The 16828-nt window shown below is 73.1% G+C and carries 21 protein-coding genes and 1 tRNA gene; 18 read left to right on the top strand and 4 right to left on the bottom strand.

The window, feature by feature from the left end; translation table 11 throughout:
* Positions 1–97 precede the first annotated feature (97 nt).
* Positions 98–1078, top strand: coding sequence for a family 43 glycosylhydrolase (locus H291_RS0126325; protein ID WP_020018025.1), 981 nt, complete (start codon positions 98–100; stop codon positions 1076–1078).
* On the opposite strand, the gene H291_RS0126320 is transcribed toward H291_RS0126325, so the two are convergent.
* Positions 1075–1527 (bottom strand): hypothetical protein, encoded by a 453-nt coding sequence (locus H291_RS0126320; RefSeq protein ID WP_020018024.1) that lies wholly within the window; start codon positions 1525–1527, stop codon positions 1075–1077. The two genes, H291_RS0126325 and H291_RS0126320, sit on opposite strands and share 4 nt — an antisense overlap.
* A gap of 188 nt (positions 1528–1715) precedes the next feature.
* Here H291_RS0126320 and H291_RS0126315 point away from each other — a divergent pair.
* Positions 1716–1792 (top strand) — tRNA-Pro (locus H291_RS0126315).
* Between the two features lie 112 nt (positions 1793–1904).
* Positions 1905–2168 carry a hypothetical protein gene (locus H291_RS0126310; RefSeq protein WP_020018023.1) on the top strand — a complete coding sequence of 88 codons (264 nt, stop codon included), beginning with the start codon at positions 1905–1907 and terminating at the stop codon, positions 2166–2168.
* Between the two features lie 72 nt (positions 2169–2240).
* Here the strand turns inward: H291_RS0126310 and H291_RS0126305 are convergent, their stop codons facing one another.
* Together H291_RS0126305 and H291_RS0126300 are read right to left on the bottom strand one after the other, a co-directional pair.
* Positions 2241–2483, bottom strand: coding sequence for a hypothetical protein (locus H291_RS0126305; RefSeq protein WP_020018022.1), 243 nt, complete (start codon positions 2481–2483; stop codon positions 2241–2243).
* Positions 2484–2559: 76 nt separating this feature from the next.
* Positions 2560–2745, bottom strand: a complete 186-nt coding sequence (locus H291_RS0126300; protein WP_020018021.1) for a hypothetical protein — start codon at positions 2743–2745, stop codon at positions 2560–2562.
* Between the two features lie 102 nt (positions 2746–2847).
* Between H291_RS0126300 and H291_RS0126295 the strand changes: the two genes are divergently transcribed.
* From H291_RS0126295 to H291_RS0126265, 7 genes are all read left to right on the top strand, one after another.
* Complete coding sequence (locus H291_RS0126295) at positions 2848–3498, top strand: alpha/beta hydrolase (RefSeq protein WP_020018020.1); 651 nt, start codon at positions 2848–2850, stop codon at positions 3496–3498.
* 74 nt (positions 3499–3572) lie between these two features.
* The gene (locus H291_RS0126290; RefSeq protein WP_084468458.1) at positions 3573–4976 is read left to right on the top strand and encodes an ABC transporter substrate-binding protein; all 1404 of its coding nucleotides are present in this window, start codon (positions 3573–3575) and stop codon (positions 4974–4976) included.
* Positions 4973–5971: a carbohydrate ABC transporter permease gene (locus tag H291_RS0126285; protein WP_020018018.1), complete on the top strand. Its 999-nt coding sequence runs from the start codon at positions 4973–4975 to the stop codon at positions 5969–5971. Before H291_RS0126290 ends, H291_RS0126285 begins: the two co-directional genes overlap by 4 nt.
* Positions 5968–6870 (top strand): carbohydrate ABC transporter permease, encoded by a 903-nt coding sequence (locus tag H291_RS0126280; RefSeq protein WP_020018017.1) that lies wholly within the window; start codon positions 5968–5970, stop codon positions 6868–6870. Before H291_RS0126285 ends, H291_RS0126280 begins: the two co-directional genes overlap by 4 nt.
* A 3-nt stretch (positions 6871–6873) precedes the next feature.
* Entirely contained in the window at positions 6874–10050 is a 3177-nt protein-coding gene (locus H291_RS0126275) for a sugar-binding protein (RefSeq protein ID WP_020018016.1), read from the top strand.
* A 34-nt stretch (positions 10051–10084) separates the two neighbouring features.
* Positions 10085–11431 carry a Gfo/Idh/MocA family protein gene (locus tag H291_RS0126270; protein ID WP_020018015.1) on the top strand — a complete coding sequence of 449 codons (1347 nt, stop codon included), beginning with the start codon at positions 10085–10087 and terminating at the stop codon, positions 11429–11431.
* 9 nt (positions 11432–11440) lie between these two features.
* Positions 11441–12436 (top strand): LacI family DNA-binding transcriptional regulator, encoded by a 996-nt coding sequence (locus tag H291_RS0126265; RefSeq protein WP_157237369.1) that lies wholly within the window; start codon positions 11441–11443, stop codon positions 12434–12436.
* 3 nt (positions 12437–12439) lie between these two features.
* Here the strand turns inward: H291_RS0126265 and H291_RS31750 are convergent, their stop codons facing one another.
* A complete protein-coding gene (locus H291_RS31750; RefSeq protein WP_157237368.1) occupies positions 12440–13009 on the bottom strand; it encodes a MarR family winged helix-turn-helix transcriptional regulator in 570 nt (189 codons plus the stop codon).
* Positions 13010–13245: 236 nt separating this feature from the next.
* Here H291_RS31750 and H291_RS31745 point away from each other — a divergent pair, with 236 nt between their 5' ends.
* The 8 genes from H291_RS31745 to H291_RS0126220 are packed head-to-tail and all read left to right on the top strand — an operon-like array spanning position 13246 to position 16811.
* A complete protein-coding gene (locus H291_RS31745) occupies positions 13246–13647 on the top strand; it encodes an Asp23/Gls24 family envelope stress response protein (RefSeq protein WP_020018012.1) in 402 nt (133 codons plus the stop codon).
* A complete protein-coding gene (locus H291_RS0126250) occupies positions 13644–13835 on the top strand; it encodes a DUF2273 domain-containing protein (RefSeq protein ID WP_020018011.1) in 192 nt (63 codons plus the stop codon). The genes H291_RS31745 and H291_RS0126250 overlap by 4 nt, the downstream gene beginning before the upstream one ends.
* Positions 13832–14176, top strand: a complete 345-nt coding sequence (locus H291_RS0126245) for a hypothetical protein (protein WP_020018010.1) — start codon at positions 13832–13834, stop codon at positions 14174–14176. Before H291_RS0126250 ends, H291_RS0126245 begins: the two co-directional genes overlap by 4 nt.
* Positions 14173–14733, top strand: coding sequence for a hypothetical protein (locus H291_RS31740; RefSeq protein WP_020018009.1), 561 nt, complete (start codon positions 14173–14175; stop codon positions 14731–14733). The genes H291_RS0126245 and H291_RS31740 overlap by 4 nt, the downstream gene beginning before the upstream one ends.
* Entirely contained in the window at positions 14733–15341 is a 609-nt protein-coding gene (locus tag H291_RS0126235) for a hypothetical protein (RefSeq protein ID WP_020018008.1), read from the top strand. Before H291_RS31740 ends, H291_RS0126235 begins: the two co-directional genes overlap by 1 nt.
* Positions 15338–15886, top strand: a complete 549-nt coding sequence (locus tag H291_RS0126230; RefSeq protein WP_020018007.1) for an RNA polymerase sigma factor — start codon at positions 15338–15340, stop codon at positions 15884–15886. Before H291_RS0126235 ends, H291_RS0126230 begins: the two co-directional genes overlap by 4 nt.
* Positions 15883–16467, top strand: coding sequence for an Asp23/Gls24 family envelope stress response protein (locus H291_RS0126225; RefSeq protein ID WP_033328117.1), 585 nt, complete (start codon positions 15883–15885; stop codon positions 16465–16467). The genes H291_RS0126230 and H291_RS0126225 overlap by 4 nt, the downstream gene beginning before the upstream one ends.
* Entirely contained in the window at positions 16464–16811 is a 348-nt protein-coding gene (locus H291_RS0126220) for a hypothetical protein (RefSeq protein ID WP_020018005.1), read from the top strand. The genes H291_RS0126225 and H291_RS0126220 overlap by 4 nt, the downstream gene beginning before the upstream one ends.
* The last annotated feature ends 17 nt before the right edge of the window (positions 16812–16828 follow it).

Below are 16828 nucleotides of genomic sequence, written 5' to 3'. Positions count from 1 at the left end.
GGATCGCGTTGGCGGCGTCGGCGACACATTCCAGCGCTGTAAATTCTCTCGGGACCCGGGACGGTCCGGGCCATCGAGCAACAGGAGAGTTACCGCCATGACGCAGTCGTCGACCTCGACCGGCCCGGCCTCAGCCGTCCCGCTGCTCGGCGAGCCGTGGGCCGTGGCCCGGGCGAACGGCACGATGTGGGCCAAGGACCCGTCAGTCGTGCGGTTCCAGGGCCGCTACCTGATGTACTTCACGGTCCCGCCCGCGGAGACGGACACGGAGGAGTCCCTGCACGTCGGCATCGCCGAGAGCCACGACCTGCGTACGTGGGAGCTGGTCGCGCGGCTGCACCCGGGCGGTGACTACGACGCCAAGGGGCTCGCCGCGCCCGGCGCCGTCGTCATCGGAGACGTGCTCCACCTCTTCTACCAGAGCTACGGCACCGGCCCGCTGGACTCGATCTGCCACGCGACGTCGACCGACGGCGTGACCTTCGAACGCAACCCGTCCAACCCGGTGTTCCGCCCGTCGGGCGACTGGAACTGCGGCCGCGCGATCGACGCCGACGTGATCGTCGACGGCGACCGGCTGCTGCTCGCCTACGCGACCCGCGACCCGGAGATGCGGGAGCAACTCGTCGGGGTCGCGGAGGCGCCGCTGGGCAGCGGCTTCGGCCGGGACGCCTGGCGTGACCTGAGCCTCGACGGCCCCGCGCTGCGGCCCGAGCTCGACTGGGAGGGGGAGTGCATCGAGGCGCCGGCATTCGTCCGCCAGGGCGGCCGAGCGGACGGCGCGCTGGTCATGTTCTACGCAGGCGCATACAACAACAAGCCCCAGCAGATCGGCTGGGCCACCAGCGAGGACGGCGTCACGTGGACGCGCGGCACCACCGAGCCGTTCCTGCCGAACGGGGCGCCCGGCACCTGGAACTCGTCCGAGAGCGGGCACCCGGGCGTGCTCACCGACGACGACGGCCGCACCTACCTGTTCTTCCAGGGCAACGACACCGGCGGGCGCACCAACCTGCTGGCGGCCACGGAGATCGTCTGGGTGGACGGCCGGCCGGCGCTGGCCGAGGGGCGCAGCTAGGGCTCCCGGAACGTGAAGGCCACCGACGCGTCGTCGACCCGCACGGTCCGGACCTCGGCTGCTGGGTGGTCCACCGGGACGACGACGACCTGGCTGACGGCGAGGTACTCGGTCGAGCAGCCGGAGTCGGGGCCGGGCGCCGTCGAGACCTCGATGGTCCACCGGTCGAGCCAGGCGACCTCGACCGGATAGGGCATGCAGCCGGGTGTGCCCCATGCGGTCACGGCGAGGCGGGCGGGCCGCACCGTGGCGTCGACGGTCGCGTTGGTGACCCCCTCGGCCGGGAGCCCGGGCGGGGCCGTCTGGGCGGGGAAGCTTTCGACCACGATCGACCGCTGCTGGACCTCCAGCGGCTGTTCCTCCCGGGGCGGGCCCGCGCCGCTCGCGGAGCAGCCGGCGAGAGCGAGGGCGAGCGGCAGGGCGAGCGCTGTCGTGCACAGCCGCAGCATGCCGATCCCTCCCGATACGCATCAGTCCGTGACTCGACGATGGCAGGCGCGGCGCGGGGAGTTCAAAGGATTACTTGGCTGCTTGCGGGCCGGGAACACCCGGCCGTCGTGGACGCCGATCGGATACACTCGGCTGGTCCTGCCCGCGGGATCCGGCACAGCCCGGGTACCTGGCGACGGCGGACCCACGGGGTGTAGCGCAGCTTGGTAGCGCATCTGCTTTGGGAGCAGAGGGTCGCAGGTTCAAATCCTGTCACCCCGACCAGCGAGAACACGGTGGGGAGTAGTTCGCTCCCCACCGTTTTCTCACAAGACCTCATCTCGAGCTGCCGGTCAATCGTTGATTACTACTGGTGAGGCGGTGGCACTGAGTGGTAGTGCAGATCGCGCTCTGCATGGTTGCGTTCTTCGGCGCCTTTGGCCTCATCGGGAGCGCCTTCAGCGGGCACTTCTGGGGTTGGGGCAAGCCTGCGGGCAGGTGGCTCGGGATCCTCTTCAACGCGAGCATGATGGTCGTTTCTTTCGAACGGGTTCTGGACGAGGGGATGCTCGTCGTCTGGACGGCGTTGGTGTTCGTAGGTGCCGGTCTCGGTATTGCACTGGGCGTGAGAGATCTCAAGGCCGCGCGCCGTTCCGCTTAGGCCGCCACAGCCCACCAGGAGTGATCCAGGGTGGTGCTGGCGGGCGTCCTCATTTCCGGCGCCCTTTGGTGCCTACAGAAACGTCTGGATCCCGATACAGAGCACGACGACCGTCACAATCACGCCGAAGATCCAGGCGGCGGTGGCGAGGTTGACAACGTGCTCGGTGAGGTCCGGCCTCCTCTTTGCCATCAACGCATAGAACGGGTTCTGGAACACCTGCTCTCGGAAGCGCCCCCGGTTCCGAAACGGCATCAGGAGAAGCAGCGCGGCGACGACGCACAGCGTTATCTGGAGCACCAGGCTGAATCCCATCGCACCTCCACGCTTCCCGATGTTCGACGCCAAAGCGGCTCACAGTATGCCGACGGGCGTCGCGGGTATCAGCCGGTCAGACCGAGTCCGAGAATGCCCGTCCGATGCCGCGTATGACCCAGGCGACGCCGCGGACGATCCAGGCGATGAGGCTGAAGAAGTCCAGGGCTTCCAGCACCCGGCCCATGCCGCGTCCGATCGCCCGGAACGGTCGGCCCACCTGATACCAGAAGCCCTTCCTGGGCTTGTCGGCCATCGCCATGCCCGGATTGTGGCACCACACCCGGCGACCCGTGAACTTGCCCGCCCGACACGCCGCGTGCCACGCTGATCCTCCTCACAAAACCGGTTTCAAGGATGGTCGATGACGGATCACGCTCTCGTGCTGCCCGGCGGTGGCTACCGGAGGCACGCCCCGCACGAGGCGGAGCCGGTGGCCGAGTGGCTCCGGAGCCTCGGGCTGCCCGCTGACGTGCTGCGATACCCCGTCGGGGAGCCCCATCCCGCGGCGCACGACGTCGTCTCCAGCCGCGTCGCCGAGCTCCGGGCCCAGGGCGTCGAACGGGTGCTGCTCGTCGGCTTCTCCGCCGGCGGCCACGCCGCCGGCCTGGCGGCGCTGGCCCCGGCCGGCCAGGACTCCCGGGTCGACGGCGTCGTCCTGGGCTACCCCGTCGTGACCCTGCAGAACCACGTGCACCGCGACTCCGCGGAGGTTCTGCTGGGCCAGGACGACACGCCGGCACGGCGCGCCGCGCTGTCCCTCAACACCCTCGTGACACCGGCCGCGCCGCCCTTCTTCGTCTTCCACTCCTTCGACGACCGCAAGGTCCCGGCCGAGCACTCGCTCCTGCTCTCGTCGGCGCTGACCGCCGCGGGCGTGCCGCACGAGCTGCACCTGTACCCCGTGGGCGGGCACGGCGTCGGCCTCGACGAGTCGTGGCTCGGGTGGACCCGGGCGTGCGAGGCCTGGTTGGTGCGCGAGCGCTGGACGGTCCGGCGCGAGATCGGGGGTTGACAGTCCCGCGCTGCGGCGGGCACTCTTCGTGAAACCGGTTTTATCGAAGGCCGGGATCTACGAAGGAGTAGAGGATGCGACAGCGTCGTTGGAGCCGCGTCGGCGGTGTGGTCTCGAGCCTCGCGCTCGTCGGAGTGCTGGTGACCGGCTGCTCGGACGGGGCGGCCCCGGGCACGGAGGCGCAGGCCGGGGCGGCCTGCGACCCCGAGGCCGACGTGACGATCACGGTGGGCGAGCGGCCGACGTCGGACCAGGCGGCCACGCTGGAGGCGTGGGAGAACGCGATCGCCGCGTTCGAGGAGCTGCACCCGAACATCACGATCGAGGACGAGGAGACGAAGTACGACGTCTCGACATTCTCGGCTCTGCTGGTCGGCGGCACCCTGCCGACCACCCTGCAGGTGCCCTTCACGGACATCCAGGCCCTGATCGCGCGCGGCCAGGCGGCCGACATCACCACCTACGTCGAGGACGACGAGGTGCTGAGCCAGCTCAACCCGCAGGTCACGGGCGTCACGCAGAACGCGGACGGGCACACCTTCGGCGTCGTCCGGGCCGCCTACACCATGGGCCTCGTCTACGACCGGGCACTCTTCGAGCAGGCCGGCCTGGACCCGGACGCGCCGCCGGCCACGTGGGACGAGGTGCTGGACGCCGCCGCGACCATCTCCGAGAAGACGGGGGAGACGGGGTTCATCATCCCCACCACCGGCAACGTGGGCGGCTGGCTCCTGACCTCGATGGCGTACTCGAACGGCAGCCTCGTCCAGGAGCAGGACGGCGACACGACGACCGTCACGCTGGACACCCCGGGCATGCGGGAGAGCCTGGAGTTCCTGCACGACGTGCGCTGGGGGCAGGACGCCGCGGGCGACAACTTCCTGCACGACAACAACACCGTCCGCGACGACCTCGCCGCGGGCTACGTGGGCCAGAGCCTGAACGGCGCGAACCTCTACAACAGCGTCGTGATCTCGCGCGGCATGCCGGCCGAGGACTTCGGGCTCGCGCCCTTCCCGGCGGGCGACGACGCCCTCGGCGTCCTGGGCGGCGGCAACATCCAGTGGTTCAGTCCCAAGGCGACGCCGGACCAGCTCTGCGCGGCGCTCGAGTGGACCAAGTACTACTTCCTCGACCGCTACGTCGACGAGGAGGCCGCGACCACCTGGGCCGAGTCGCAGGTGGCGGACGACCTGCCCGTGGGCCTGCCCGAGGTGCCCGTCGTCTCCGAGGAGCAGTACGAGACCTTCCTCGGCTGGATCGAGCCGCAGGTCAACGTGCCGCGCGAGAACTACCAGGCCTACATCGACAGCCTGCCCGACGCGACCATCGTGCCCGAGCCGGCGGTCAAGGCGCAGGAGCTGTACGCGGCCCTCGACCCGGTGGCGCAGGCCGTGCTCACGCGCGAGGACGCCGACCCCGCCGAGCTGCTCCAGGCCGCGCAGGCGCAGGTGCAGGACCTCGTCGACGCCGGATGAGGGAGAACATCGTGACCGTCACCGCCCCGCCCGCCGCGGACGCCCCGCCCACACCGCCGCGTGAGGTGGCCCCTCGGGGCCGCGCCGGACGCCGGCCCGGCTCGCCGGCCGCAGCGCTGCTCTCGTGGGTGCGCGGCGGCGGGGTCGGCACGCTCGTGATGTTCCTCCCGCTGCTGCTCACGTTCGGCTACTTCGCCTGGTGGCCGATCGCGAAGAGCCTGATCCTCGCGTTCCAGCGCACGGACCTGATCACCGAGCCCACCTGGGTGGGGCTGAGCAACTTCGAGCGCGTGCTCGCCGACCCGCTCCTGTGGACCGCGCTCGGCAACACGGCCTGGTTCGCGGTGCTCGCCCTGGTGATCGGGTTCCCGCTGCCCATCCTCATGGCGGTGGTCATGGCGGAGCTGCGCCGCACCCGGCAGATCACGAGCGTGCTCGCCTACCTGCCCGTGATCATCCCGCCGGTGGTCAGCGTGCTGCTCTGGAAGCAGTTCTACGAGCCGTCGGGCACGGGCCTGTTCAACAGCGCGCTCACCGCGCTGGGGATCGAGCCCGTGGGCTGGCTCCAGGAGCCGGCGCTGGCCATCCCGAGCATCGTGATCCAGTCCACGTGGGCGTCCGCGGGCACGGCGACGATCATCTACCTCGCCGCGCTCATGTCGATCCGCACCGAGCTGTACGACGCCGCCGAGGTCGACGGCGCGTCGATCCTGCAGCGCACCTGGCACGTCACCCTGCCGCAGCTGCGCGGCGTGATCCTGCTGATGCTCCTGCTGCAGCTCATCGGCACCATGCAGGTCTTCACCGAGCCGTTCGTCATGACCGGCGGCGGCCCGGAGAACCGCACCGTGACCCTGCTGATGCTCGTGTACAACTACGCCTTCCTCTCGGGCGACTTCGGCAAGGCCACGGCGCTCAGCCTGCTGCTCGCGGTCGGCCTGGGCCTCCTGTCCGCCGTGTATCTGCGGCTCACCCGGAAGTGGAGCGAGTCATGACCGCCCTGTCCACCATCGACTCCGACGAGCGCTCCAACGTCTCGACGCTCGACCGTTCCCGCCGGTCCGTGCGCATCACGATGCGCGTGCTCACGGTGCTGCTGGTCGCCGCGCTGTGCGTCGTCGCCCTCGGCCCGCTCCTGTGGCTGTTCAAGGCAGCGCTCTCGACCAGCCAGGACATCCTGCGCGAGCCGTTCGCGTGGTGGCCGAGCGGCGTCCAGTGGCAGAACCTCCCCGACGCCTGGTCGCAGATCCACGTGGGGCAGTACCTGCTCAACACCGTCTGGGTCGCGGCCGGCTGCTGGTTCTTCGGGCTGCTGGTCGCGCTCACCGGCGGCTACGGGATCGCGGTGCTGCGGCCCCGGTACGCCCGCCTGGTGAACGGGGCCGTGCTGGCGACCCTGTTCATCCCCGGCGTCGTGTCGCTGATCTCGCTGTACGTCACGGTGCTCGACGTGCCCCTGATCGGCGTCAACCTCGTCAACACGTTCTGGGCGGTCTGGCTGCCGTCGGCGGCCAGCGCGTTCAACGTGCTGCTCGTCGCGCGCTTCTTCGACGGCCTGCCGCGGGACGTGTTCGAGGCCGCGCGGATCGACGGCGCGGGCGTGTTCCGCGTGTTCTGGTCGATCATCCTGCCGATGTCGCGCCCGGTGATCGGTGTCGTGTCGCTGCTGACGATCGTCGCCTCGTGGAAGGAGTTCCTCTGGCCGCTGCTCGTGCTGCCGTCGGCGGACCTCCAGCCGCTGTCGGTCGGCCTCTACCGCGTGGCCGACACGGCCCCGACCAACCTGCTCATGGCGGGGATGTTCATCTCGGTGGTCATCCCGGTCGTGCTGTTCCTCGTGTTCCAGCGCCAGTTCCTGCGGAGCGCCGGCCAGGCCGGCGCCGTCAAGGGCTGACCGATGACGGTCAGCCAGAGGGAGAACCTGATGCGTGTCGCCTCAAGACGGCCCCTGCGTGCCGTCCTCGCCCTGCTCGCCTCGTCCACTGTGCTCGCGGGTCTGCTCGTCGCCGCCCCACCGCAAGCACGTGCCGACCTCGCCGCCTCCGACTCGTTCCCGGGCTGGACCACCACGGTCTCGGGCAGCCCCGAGTTCGTGGTCACCGCGGACACGACCGGAGCCCAGGACGGCGCTGCCGCCGCCCGCGTCGACTTCGACTCCCCGTACTCGGCCTCGTACGTGGACCTGCGGCAGAACATCCGCGCCAACGGCGGCGTCACCTACGACATGAGCGTGTGGGTGCGCACGCAGGACCTCTCGGCGTCCGACGCCGCGTACGTGGTGCTCAGCGGCGACCACTCGCAGCGCGTGGAGCTGCCCGCCGGCACGAACGGCTGGACCCGTCTGGAGTGGAGCTACACCCAGCCCGCGGGCAGCATGACCTTCGTCATGCGGTTCCTCGTGCGCGGCACCGGGACCGTCTGGTTCGACGACGCCCGCATGTCGGTGGCGGGCGACGACGAGAACCTCGTGGTCAACCCGTCGTTCGAGCAGCACGAGCCGCCGCCCGGCACGCTCGCGTTCGCCGACACCGCCCTCGTGTACGAGACGGGCGACGCGCACGTCGGGATCAAGACGGTCGCCGACGGCGTCGCGTGGGAGCTGCGCGCCTCGTCCGGGCAGCGGCTCGACACGGGGACGGCGGCCGCCACGGCGGGCGCGGCCTCGATCGACCTGTCCGCGCTGCCCGCCGGCTACTACGGCCTCAGCATCTCCATCACGGCGCCGGAGCCGCTGACCCGCACCGGCACCCTGGCCGTCGTCGACCCGCCCGGCTCGTCGGGACCGAATGCCCACGTGGGCGTCGCCGCCCACGTGAACCGCTACTCCGTGGACCAGATCGACGCGCTCATGGGGCCGCTCGGCGCCGGGACCGTCCGCGAGGGACCGTCCTGGGACACCATCGAGACGTCGCCCGGGGTGTACGAGTTCCCCGCGCTGTTCGACGCCCAGATCGCGGCCGCCAAGGCCCGCGGCGAGCGCCCGATCGTCATCCTCGCCTACTTCAGCCGCTGGTACGACGGCGGCAAGACGCCGTCGTCGCCCGAGGGCATCGCCGCCTACGCGCGCTACGCCGCGGCCGCCGCCGAGCACTACGGCTCCGGCGTCGACTACGAGGTCTACAACGAGTTCAACCACACCTTCAACACCGGTGCCTGCGGCATGACGGCCGCCTGCTACCTCGAGCTGCTCGAACCGGCCGCCGCCGCGATCCACGAGGCGGCCCCCGGTGCCCGCGTCGTCGGGCCGGTCAGCGCGGGCGCGCGGTGGGACTTCATGGAGGACCTGTTCGCCCTCGGCGGCCTGGACCACCTGGACGCCGTCAGCTATCACACCTACGACTTCCCCGGCGCGCCCGAGGGCCGCACCGAGGCCGGGGTGGCGACCCTGCGGGGCCTGATCGACGAGTACGCGCCCGGCTCCGACATCCCCATCTGGCTCAGCGAGCACGGCTGGCCGACGACGACCGGCGGCACCACCGAGCAGCAGCAGGCCGCCTACGTGGTGCGGTCGGCGGCGCTGCTGCAGGCCGCGGGCGTCGAGCGGAGCGTCTACTACGAGCTCATCGACTCCGGCGCCAACCGTGCCGAGCCCGAGCACAACTTCGGCATCAGCCGGCTGCCCACCGGCGGCGGCACCGCGCTCACGCCCAAGCCCGCGTACCCGGCGCTCGCGGTCTACAACCGCCAGACGGCGGGGCGCACCCTGACCGAGCTCCGGCGTCTCGACGGCGCGGTGGTGGCCGACTTCGCGGACTCGGCGGGCGGCGTCGTCCGCATGGTGTGGGCGACGGGGGACCCGGTGACCGTGGCCGTGGAGACCGGGCCGTCCTCGCGGCTGGTCCGGGGCGACGGGCGGTCCTGGCGGGCCGTGCCGAACGCGACCGTCGAGCTCACGGTCGGGGGCGACCCCGTCTACGTGACCGGCGCGGTCGGCACCCCGGCGGTCGTCGCCGACGCCGCGGCCCAGGTCGACACGCCCGACCAGATCCCGCTCGGCGGCAGCGCCTCGGTCCCCGTGACCGTGGACCGCACGGCCCTGGGCGTCACCGGCGATCTGAGTGTCGTCGGCCCGGTCGGGGGTGGGGTCACCCTGACCGGAACCGGCGCCGAGGTGCAGGGCGTGCTCGCCCTGGAGCCCATGCGCGAGGCGGGGGAGCGCCCCGTCGCCTACACCGTGCGCAGCGGCGACGCCGTGGTCGCGTACGTCGGCGACACCGTCGAGGTCGTGCAGAACCCCGTGCTCTCCTTCGGCCCGGTCGCGGACCGGAAGGGCGACGTCGGCCTCGCCCTCGGCACCCGGAACCTGCCGGGTGGCGCCGCCGTGGACGTCGCCGACGTCGGCTGGACGATCGGGGAGGCGTCGGGCACCGTCCCAGCGTTCTCGGTGGGCACGGGGCAGACCGCGACGTCGGCGATCGACGGCGCGGCGCTCACCCCGTGGCAGCCCACGAAGTTCGCGGTCTCGCTGACGGCGGCGGGGGAGACCCGGCAGCTCACCGGCACCACGGCGCTGGCCCCGGTGGCCAGGGAGCCGCACCGCGCGGCCGTCGTCGACTGGCGGGCGCGCGGCACCTACGTCGCGCTCAGCGGCGGCACGCCCGACGCGGACGACCTGGGCGGCACCTTCGCGCTGTCCTGGAGCGACCGGGGCCTGCGCGTCCGGGCGGCGCTGCGCGACGACGACCACCGCCCGTCGGCCACGGTGGACCGGCTCTGGGAGGGGGACTCGATCCAGCTCGCCGTAGCGCGCGGCCTGCCCGGGCAGGACCCGGCCTCGCGCGTCGAGCTGGGCATCCACCCCGGCGAGACGGCGTCCGTCTACCGGTACACGGCGCCCGCCGGGACCGTCGGCACGGTCAGGGCCAAGGTCGTGCGCAAGGCCGGGACCACGACCTACGACGTCGTGGTGCCCTGGGCCGAGCTCGGCGTGGACCCCAAGGACGGGGCGTTCTCGTTCTCCCTGCTGGCCAACGACAACGACGGCGGCACCCGCCAGGGGTTCCTGGAGTGGGGCAGCGGCATCGGGCCGAGCAAGAACGCCGCGCTCTTCGTCCCCGTGGTGCCGGTCCGTTGACCTACCTGTTCGCACGAACCCTGAGGACACAGCCATGACACGCACGACCAGCCGCCGCGCGCGGTACGCCCTGCTCGGCACGGGCGGGCGCGCCCAGCTCTACCTGGACGCGCTCACGGGCCCCTACGCCGCGCACGCCGAGCTCGTGGCCTGGGGCGACACCAACGCCGGTCGGCTCGACTGGAACGAGCGGCGGCTGGCCGAGGCCGGGTACCCGGCGCCGGAGCGGATCGACCTCGGCGCGATCACCGCCTACGTCGCGGACGCGGGCATCGACCGCGTGATCGTCACCGCCCCCGACCACGCGCACGCCGACCTCGTGGTCGCCGCCCTGCACGGCGGGGCCGACGTGGTGGTCGAGAAGCCCCTGACGACCGGCGCCGAGGGCGTGCGGCGCATCGCGGAGGCCGTCGAGGCCACCGGGCGCGACGTCGTCACCACGTTCAACTACCGGTACTCGCCCCGCAACGCCGCGCTGAAGGAGGTCGTCACGCGGGGCGACATCGGCGAGGTCACGTCCGTGCACTTCGAGTGGCTGCTGGACACGTCGCACGGCGCCGACTACTTCCGCCGCTGGCACCGGGTCAAGGAGAACTCGGGCGGGCTGCTCGTGCACAAGTCGTCGCACCACTTCGACCTGGTCAACTGGTGGCTCGCCGACCTCCCGACGCGCGTCTACGCCAGCGGCGGGCTGCGCTTCTACGGCGACGCCAACGCCGCCCGGCGCGGCCTCGGCCCGCGCCCGGCCCGGGGCACCCACGACGGCGCCCACCTCGACCCGTTCGCGCTCGACCTGCGCGACCACGAGCTGCTGCGCGGCCTATACCACGAGCAGGAGTCGTACGACGGGTACCTGCGGGACCAGGACGTCTTCTCCGCCGGGATCGACATCGAGGACAACCTGTCCGTCGTGGTCGACTACGCGCGGGGCGCGACCATGACGTACGCGCTGAACGCGCACGCGCCCTGGGAGGGGTACACCGTCGCGATCAACGGCACCGCGGGGCGCGCGGAGCTCGCGGTCGTCGAGCGCGGCGCCGTCGAGTCGCACGCCGGCCGGCCCGTCGACCCGTCGGCACACGCCGACGTCGCCGGCGGGGACGAGCTGCGGCCCACGGGGGAGCGGCTGCTGGTCCAGTCGCACTTCGGCACCGCCCGCGAGGTCCCCGTGCCCCAGGCCTCGGGCGGGCACGGCGGCGCGGACGACGCGCTGCTCCGCGACCTGTTCCTCGGCGCCGGCCACGACGAGCTCGGCCGCGCCGCGTCCTGGCTCGACGGCGTCCGGGCGCTCGCCGTCGGTGTGGCGGGCAACGCGTCGCTGGTCAGCGGCGGGCCCGTCGTCGTCCGGGACCTGCCGCTCGGCGCGGCGACGGCTGGATAGGATCCTCGGATGGCGACACAACGCGCCGTGCGCCTGAGCGACGTCGCCGCGGTGGCCGGCGTCTCGAAGGCGACCGCCTCCAAGGCCCTCAACGACAGCCCGGTGGTCTCACCTGCGACCAAGGCGCGCGTGCTGGAGGCGGCCGAACGGCTCGACTTCCGGCCCAACGCGCTCGCCCAGTCGTTCGCGTCCGGCCGCAGCCGGACCGTCGGGCTGCTCACCCACCGGGCGACGGCGACGTTCTCCCGGCCGGTCGTCATGGGCGCCGTCCTGCGGCTCGGGAGCCGGGAGCGCGCCGCGCTCGTGTTCGACGGCCGCATAGACGCCCACCGCGAGATGACGGAGAGCATCCGGACCCTCCAGGACCGGCGCATCGACGGGCTGCTCGTGGTCGGCTCCGGCTACGCGCGCGTGACGCCGTCGATCACGCACCAGTTCGAGGTGCCGGTCACCTACGCCTTCGCCGCGACCGATAACCCCGGCGACTACGTGTTCCTGCCCGACAACGAGCAGGCCGGGTACCTCGCGGCCCGGCACCTGCTGGAGCGCGGCCGCACCCGCATCGCGCACGTGACCGCCGGGGAGGACGACCTCGCCGTGCGCCGCCGCGCGGCGGGCTTCCGGCGCGCGCTCCAGGAGGCCGGCCTGGAGCCGGTCACGACGCTGCACGGGTCCTGGCGCCGCGAGTGGGGCGAGCAGGCCGTGGACCTCCTCGACTCGGGCGGCGCCCCGTACGACGCCGTCTTCTGCGGCAACGACCACATCGGGTTCGGCATGCTCGACGCCCTGGAGGCCCAGGGCCGCCGCGCGCCGGACGACGTCGCCGTCGTCGGCGTCGACAACTGGGAGGAGGTCGTGATCGACCAGAAGCTGCGCCGGCTCACCACGATCGACCTCGACCTCATGGGCGTCGGCCGCGTAGCGGCCGACAACGTCATCGAGCCCGCGCCCACGGGCGGGGAGCGGTTCGTCGAGCCGGTCCTGGTACAGGGGCCGTCGACCTGACGGTCACTCCTCGGGGGCCTCGAGGTCCCCGGGGTTCTCGGTGGCGGTGAGCTCGCCGAGGAACCGCATCACCACCTCGCGCTCCTCCGGGTTCAGCCGTGCCGCCGCCTCGAACCGGTGGGCGTGGTCGCGGCCCACGCTCTTCAGCGCGATCTGCCGGGTCTCCTCCGTCACCTCGACCGCCAGGCTGCGCCGGTCGGTGGGATGGGGGAGCCTGCGGATGTGCCCCGCGTCCGCCAGCCGGTCGAGCATCTTGGTGGTCGACGCCGACGTGATGCCCAGGTGCGCGGCGATGGCACCCGGTGTGGCGGTCTCGCCCCGGTACTGCGCCGCGATGACGAACCGCAGCGTGCGCATGTCGGTCTCGCCGAGCTTCATGTAGCGCCGCGACGCCTCGCTCATCCGCCGCTCCGCCTCGCGCCAGTCGCGCAGCCCCTGCAGCACGCGGACGACCTGGTCGACCTCCTGCTCGTCGAGGCCCGACCGTTGCACGATCTCCTGCCGCGGGTCCAGGACTCGGGGGTCCAGCATCGACGGGCCGGACGGGTCGATGGGCTCGGGTTCAGGAACCACGTGCGCTCCCCTTTCAGATATTACTTGCCGCACTTGAAGATAGCCAGGCTAGGAATATTCTGCCATGGGTGACGGCGCGACCGGCCCATCGAGTTTGTGACGTTCTTTCACCCGGCCGCGTCGTACAGGTGTCGCCGGTCGTGGCGGCGCGCACCTCGGGTGCGGCAAGTGGACCAACGAAGGAGTGCATCGTGGCGAACGTGACTGGTGGGGCAGCAGACAAGAGCCGGGCCGACGTGGTGGACACGAGCCCCCTCGACGGCAGGACGACGATCGAGAACCCGGTCGTCGCCAAGATCGCCGGCATCGCGGCCCGCGAGGTCGCCGGCGTGTACGCGCTCGGCGGCGGCGCCGCTCGCGTGGTCGGGACCATCCGCGACGCGCTGAACTCCACCGACCTGACGCAGGGGGTCAGCGTCGAGGTCGGCGAGAAGCAGGTCGCCGTCGACGTGACGATCGTGGCCGAGTACCCGGCCGCGCTGCAGACCGTCGCCGCCGACGTCCGCACGGCGATCTACCGGGCGATGCGCGACCTGGTGGGCATGGAGGTCGCCGAGGTCAACGTCACGGTCAACGACGTGCACCTGCCCTCGGACGACGACCAGGAGGCCGAGCCGCAGGCCGGGCGGGTCCGGTGAGCGCACCCGTCGTCGGCGCAGCCGTCGCCGCGGTCCTGGCCCTGACCTGGATCGGCCTGGGCTTCTGGGCGTTCGTGCTCGTGGGCGTGGCCATGCTCGTCGGCGCCGCGATAGGTCGGGTGGCCGACGGGCGGCTGGACCTCCGGGCGCTCGCGGACGCCTTCCGGGGCGGGCGTTCGTCGTCATGACGATCACCGAACCCGGGGGTGCGGACGGCCGCGTGCCGGGCACCACCCGCATCTCGGCGCGCGCCGTCGAGCGACTCGCCGCCTACCTGGCCCGGGACGCGGGGCACGTGCCCGCCGGGCGGGTCGCGGTCCGCCTGGCCGACGCCGCCGGCGCGCTCACCGTCGCGGTGACGCTGCCCGTCGCGGTCGGCGGCGGCGTGACCGGCACGGTCGCGGAGCGCTCGGCCGAGGTGCGCGGGCACGTGATCGCCGGGCTGCGCGACCTCGCCGGGCGCACGGTCGGCCGCGTCGACGTGCGCTACGCGGGCGTGCACCGGATCAGCGGACGGAGGGCGCTGTGAACCGCGAGCAGGCCGTCTACCGGCGCGTCCTGCGCCGCGAGACGCACTCGCCTCGTACTGGCGCAGCCGTCGTGCTGGCCGCGGTGCTCGCGCTGCTGCTGCTCGTCGCGCTCGGCCTGGGCATGTGGTGGCTCGCCGCCCCGGGGGTGCGGGAAACCCTCGGCGAACGGCTCGGCCAGGCCACGTCCTGGGCCGATGGCGCCCCGCTGACCGCGGTGGGCATCGTGGCCCTGGTGCTCGGGCTCGTCCTGGTCCTCGCGGCCGTCCTGCCCGGCCGCCTGCGCCGGCGCGCCCGCAGCACCGACCGCGTGGCGCTGCTCGTGGACGACGGCGTGCTCGCCGACGCCGTGGTCGCGGCCGTCGCGGTGCGCTGCGGCCTCGACGCGCGCCAGGTGTCCGCGACCGTGGGCCGGCGCCGCACGACGGTCCGGCTGACGCCGACCAGCGGCGTGCCCGTGGACCGCGAGGCGGCGACGGACACCGCCTCCGCCACGCTCGGCGCCGTCGGCTTCACCACCGCGCAGCGCGTGCTCGTCGCCGAACGGGGGGTGATCTGATGAGCTCGACCTGGCGCTGGTCCAACCGCGCGCTGCTCCTGGTCTGCGGGCTCCTGCTGGTCGCGGCCGGCGGGGCGGCGGTGCTCCTGGGTGCGCCGTCCCGGTACACCGGGGCGCTGGCGCCCGCGGAGCGCGCGAGCTCGGCGGCGCGGTGGTCCGAGGCATGGGCCGCCGGGCTGCCCGACGTCGCCGGCCTGCCCGGCGCGCAGGCCGCGGCCCTGGCCGCGGCGGTCGTGCTGCTGGTCCTGCTGCTTGTGTTCCTCCGCACCCGCGGCGGCGGCCGGACACCCACCGTCGTCCGGCTGGAGGCGCAGGACGGCCGTACGACCGTCGACCAGGGCGTCGCGCGGGCGCTGCTCGCCGACCCGCTCGCCGAGCGCGCCGACGTGCTCTCGGCGCGGACCGGCGTGCACCGGGTCAAGGGCGCGCCCGCGATCTGCCTCACGGTGATCGTCCGGCGCGGCGCCGACCTGGCGGGCGTGCTGGCGGCGGCCGAGGCGGCGCTGGCGGACTGGGACGAGCTGGCCGGCGTCCGGGTCCCGGTGCTGGTGCACCTGGCGGACCGGCGCTGGCGAGACGGCCTGCACGCGCGGACCAGGGTGCGATGACGGCCCTGGACGGCGCCGACGACAACATCGTCGCGGGGCGCGCCGCGGACGGCGACGTCGCGGCCTTCGCGGTCCTGGTACGCCGGTACACGCCCGTCATGCGGGCCACCACCCGCCGCATGCTCAACGGCAGCGCGGAGGTGGACGACGTGGTGCAGGAGGCCTTCGTGACCGCCTGGCAGCGGCTGCCCGAGCTGGACGACCCGGGCAAGGTGCGCAGCTGGCTGATGCGGATCGTCAGCCGCAAGGCACTGGACCGCCTCCGGGCGACCCGCCCGCAGGTCAGCGTCGACGACGTCCCGGCACCGGCCCCCGCCCACACGGCGCCGCCGCGCGTCGTGGAGGGCCGGGCCGGGGTCGAGGCGCTGGCCGCGGCCCTCCGCGGGCTGGCCGACGCGGAGCGCGAGTGCTGGGTGCTGCGCGAGGTCGGTGGGCTCTCCTACGACGAGATCGGCGAGGCGATGGATACTCCGGTGACGACCGTCAGGGGCCTGCTGGCTCGCGCGCGCAAGCACATCATCGTGCGGATGGAGGGGTGGAGATGACACCCGACGACGACCTCGACGGGCACACCATCGAGGAGCTCTCCGACTACCTGGAGGCCGGGCGCACCCCGCCCGACCCGTCGATCGAGGGCTCCGCGGCCTGCCTGCTCGCGCTCGACTCCCTTCAGCGGCTGCGCGACCTCACCCCTGACCTCATCGCGGCCGACACGGCCGCCGAGCCCGCGGCCGACGACGGCTGGGTGTCCCGGATCCTGGGCGACATCGTGCTGGAGGCGCGGTCCGGCCGCCGCATCCCGCTGGCCGCGCCCACGCCGGACGCCGACCTGGTGATCACCGAGGGCGCCGTGCGCGGCCTGGTGCGGGCCGCCGAGAACGTGGTGCCCGGCGTGCTGGTGGGGCGGTGCCGGTTCGACGGCGACGTCACCCACCTCGGCAGCCCCGTCCGGGTGCTGCTCGACGTCAGCCTGCTCTACGGCCAGCCGGTCCCCGGCGTCACCGCGCGGCTGCGCGCGGAGATCGCCGACCGGCTCGCGACGCACACGGCGCTCGACGTCACGGGGATCGACATCACGGTCACCGACGTCCGGCAGCGGGACCGAACCGAGGAGGGACGTCGTTGAACGGCGAGCAGCAGACCGACATCGCGGCGCGGATCGAGGCAGCCGTCCGCGCGACCGCCGGGGTGACCGGCGTCTACGCCGCGGGGACGGCGGTGTCCAAGGTGATCGGCGCGGGCGCCCGCGGGCTCGGCGTCCGCCGCGACGACGCGCCGCTGGTCGTGGTGCGGCAGGCCGCAGGCGGCACCCGGGTCGACATCGCCCTGGGGGTCGGCCTGGCGGCCGGCGCCACCACGACGACGCGCGCCGTCCAGCGGACCGTCCGCGACCTGCTCGCGGCTCACGGCCTGCCGGACGCGCACGTCACCGTCGCCGTCGTGCACGTGACGGAGCCGGCCCCGGCGTGACGCGGTCGGGCCAGCCC

This window comes from Promicromonospora sukumoe 327MFSha3.1 (assembly GCF_000385135.1).
GTDB classification, from domain to species: domain Bacteria; phylum Actinomycetota; class Actinomycetes; order Actinomycetales; family Cellulomonadaceae; genus Promicromonospora; species Promicromonospora sukumoe_B.
Note: the sequence above shows the minus strand (reverse complement) of the source record. Positions and strands in the feature narration are given on the sequence as shown.

What these genes read in the sequence shown, in the direction of transcription:
- H291_RS0126325 (WP_020018025.1), top strand. Translation starts at nt 98, where the DNA reads ATGACGCAGTCGTCGACCTCGACCGGCCCGGCCTCAGCCGTCCCGCTG.
- H291_RS0126320 (WP_020018024.1), bottom strand. Translation starts at nt 1,527, where the DNA reads ATGCTGCGGCTGTGCACGACAGCGCTCGCCCTGCCGCTCGCCCTCGCT.
- H291_RS0126305 (WP_020018022.1), bottom strand. Translation starts at nt 2,483, where the DNA reads ATGGGATTCAGCCTGGTGCTCCAGATAACGCTGTGCGTCGTCGCCGCG.
- H291_RS0126300 (WP_020018021.1), bottom strand. Translation starts at nt 2,745, where the DNA reads ATGGCGATGGCCGACAAGCCCAGGAAGGGCTTCTGGTATCAGGTGGGC.
- H291_RS0126295 (WP_020018020.1), top strand. Translation starts at nt 2,848, where the DNA reads ATGACGGATCACGCTCTCGTGCTGCCCGGCGGTGGCTACCGGAGGCAC.
- H291_RS0126290 (WP_084468458.1), top strand. Translation starts at nt 3,573, where the DNA reads ATGCGACAGCGTCGTTGGAGCCGCGTCGGCGGTGTGGTCTCGAGCCTC.
- H291_RS0126285 (WP_020018018.1), top strand. Translation starts at nt 4,973, where the DNA reads ATGAGGGAGAACATCGTGACCGTCACCGCCCCGCCCGCCGCGGACGCC.
- H291_RS0126280 (WP_020018017.1), top strand. Translation starts at nt 5,968, where the DNA reads ATGACCGCCCTGTCCACCATCGACTCCGACGAGCGCTCCAACGTCTCG.
- H291_RS0126275 (WP_020018016.1), top strand. Translation starts at nt 6,874, where the DNA reads ATGACGGTCAGCCAGAGGGAGAACCTGATGCGTGTCGCCTCAAGACGG.
- H291_RS0126270 (WP_020018015.1), top strand. Translation starts at nt 10,085, where the DNA reads ATGACACGCACGACCAGCCGCCGCGCGCGGTACGCCCTGCTCGGCACG.
- H291_RS0126265 (WP_157237369.1), top strand. Translation starts at nt 11,441, where the DNA reads ATGGCGACACAACGCGCCGTGCGCCTGAGCGACGTCGCCGCGGTGGCC.
- H291_RS0126245 (WP_020018010.1), top strand. Translation starts at nt 13,832, where the DNA reads ATGACGATCACCGAACCCGGGGGTGCGGACGGCCGCGTGCCGGGCACC.
- H291_RS0126235 (WP_020018008.1), top strand. Translation starts at nt 14,733, where the DNA reads ATGAGCTCGACCTGGCGCTGGTCCAACCGCGCGCTGCTCCTGGTCTGC.
- H291_RS0126230 (WP_020018007.1), top strand. Translation starts at nt 15,338, where the DNA reads ATGACGGCCCTGGACGGCGCCGACGACAACATCGTCGCGGGGCGCGCC.
- H291_RS0126225 (WP_033328117.1), top strand. Translation starts at nt 15,883, where the DNA reads ATGACACCCGACGACGACCTCGACGGGCACACCATCGAGGAGCTCTCC.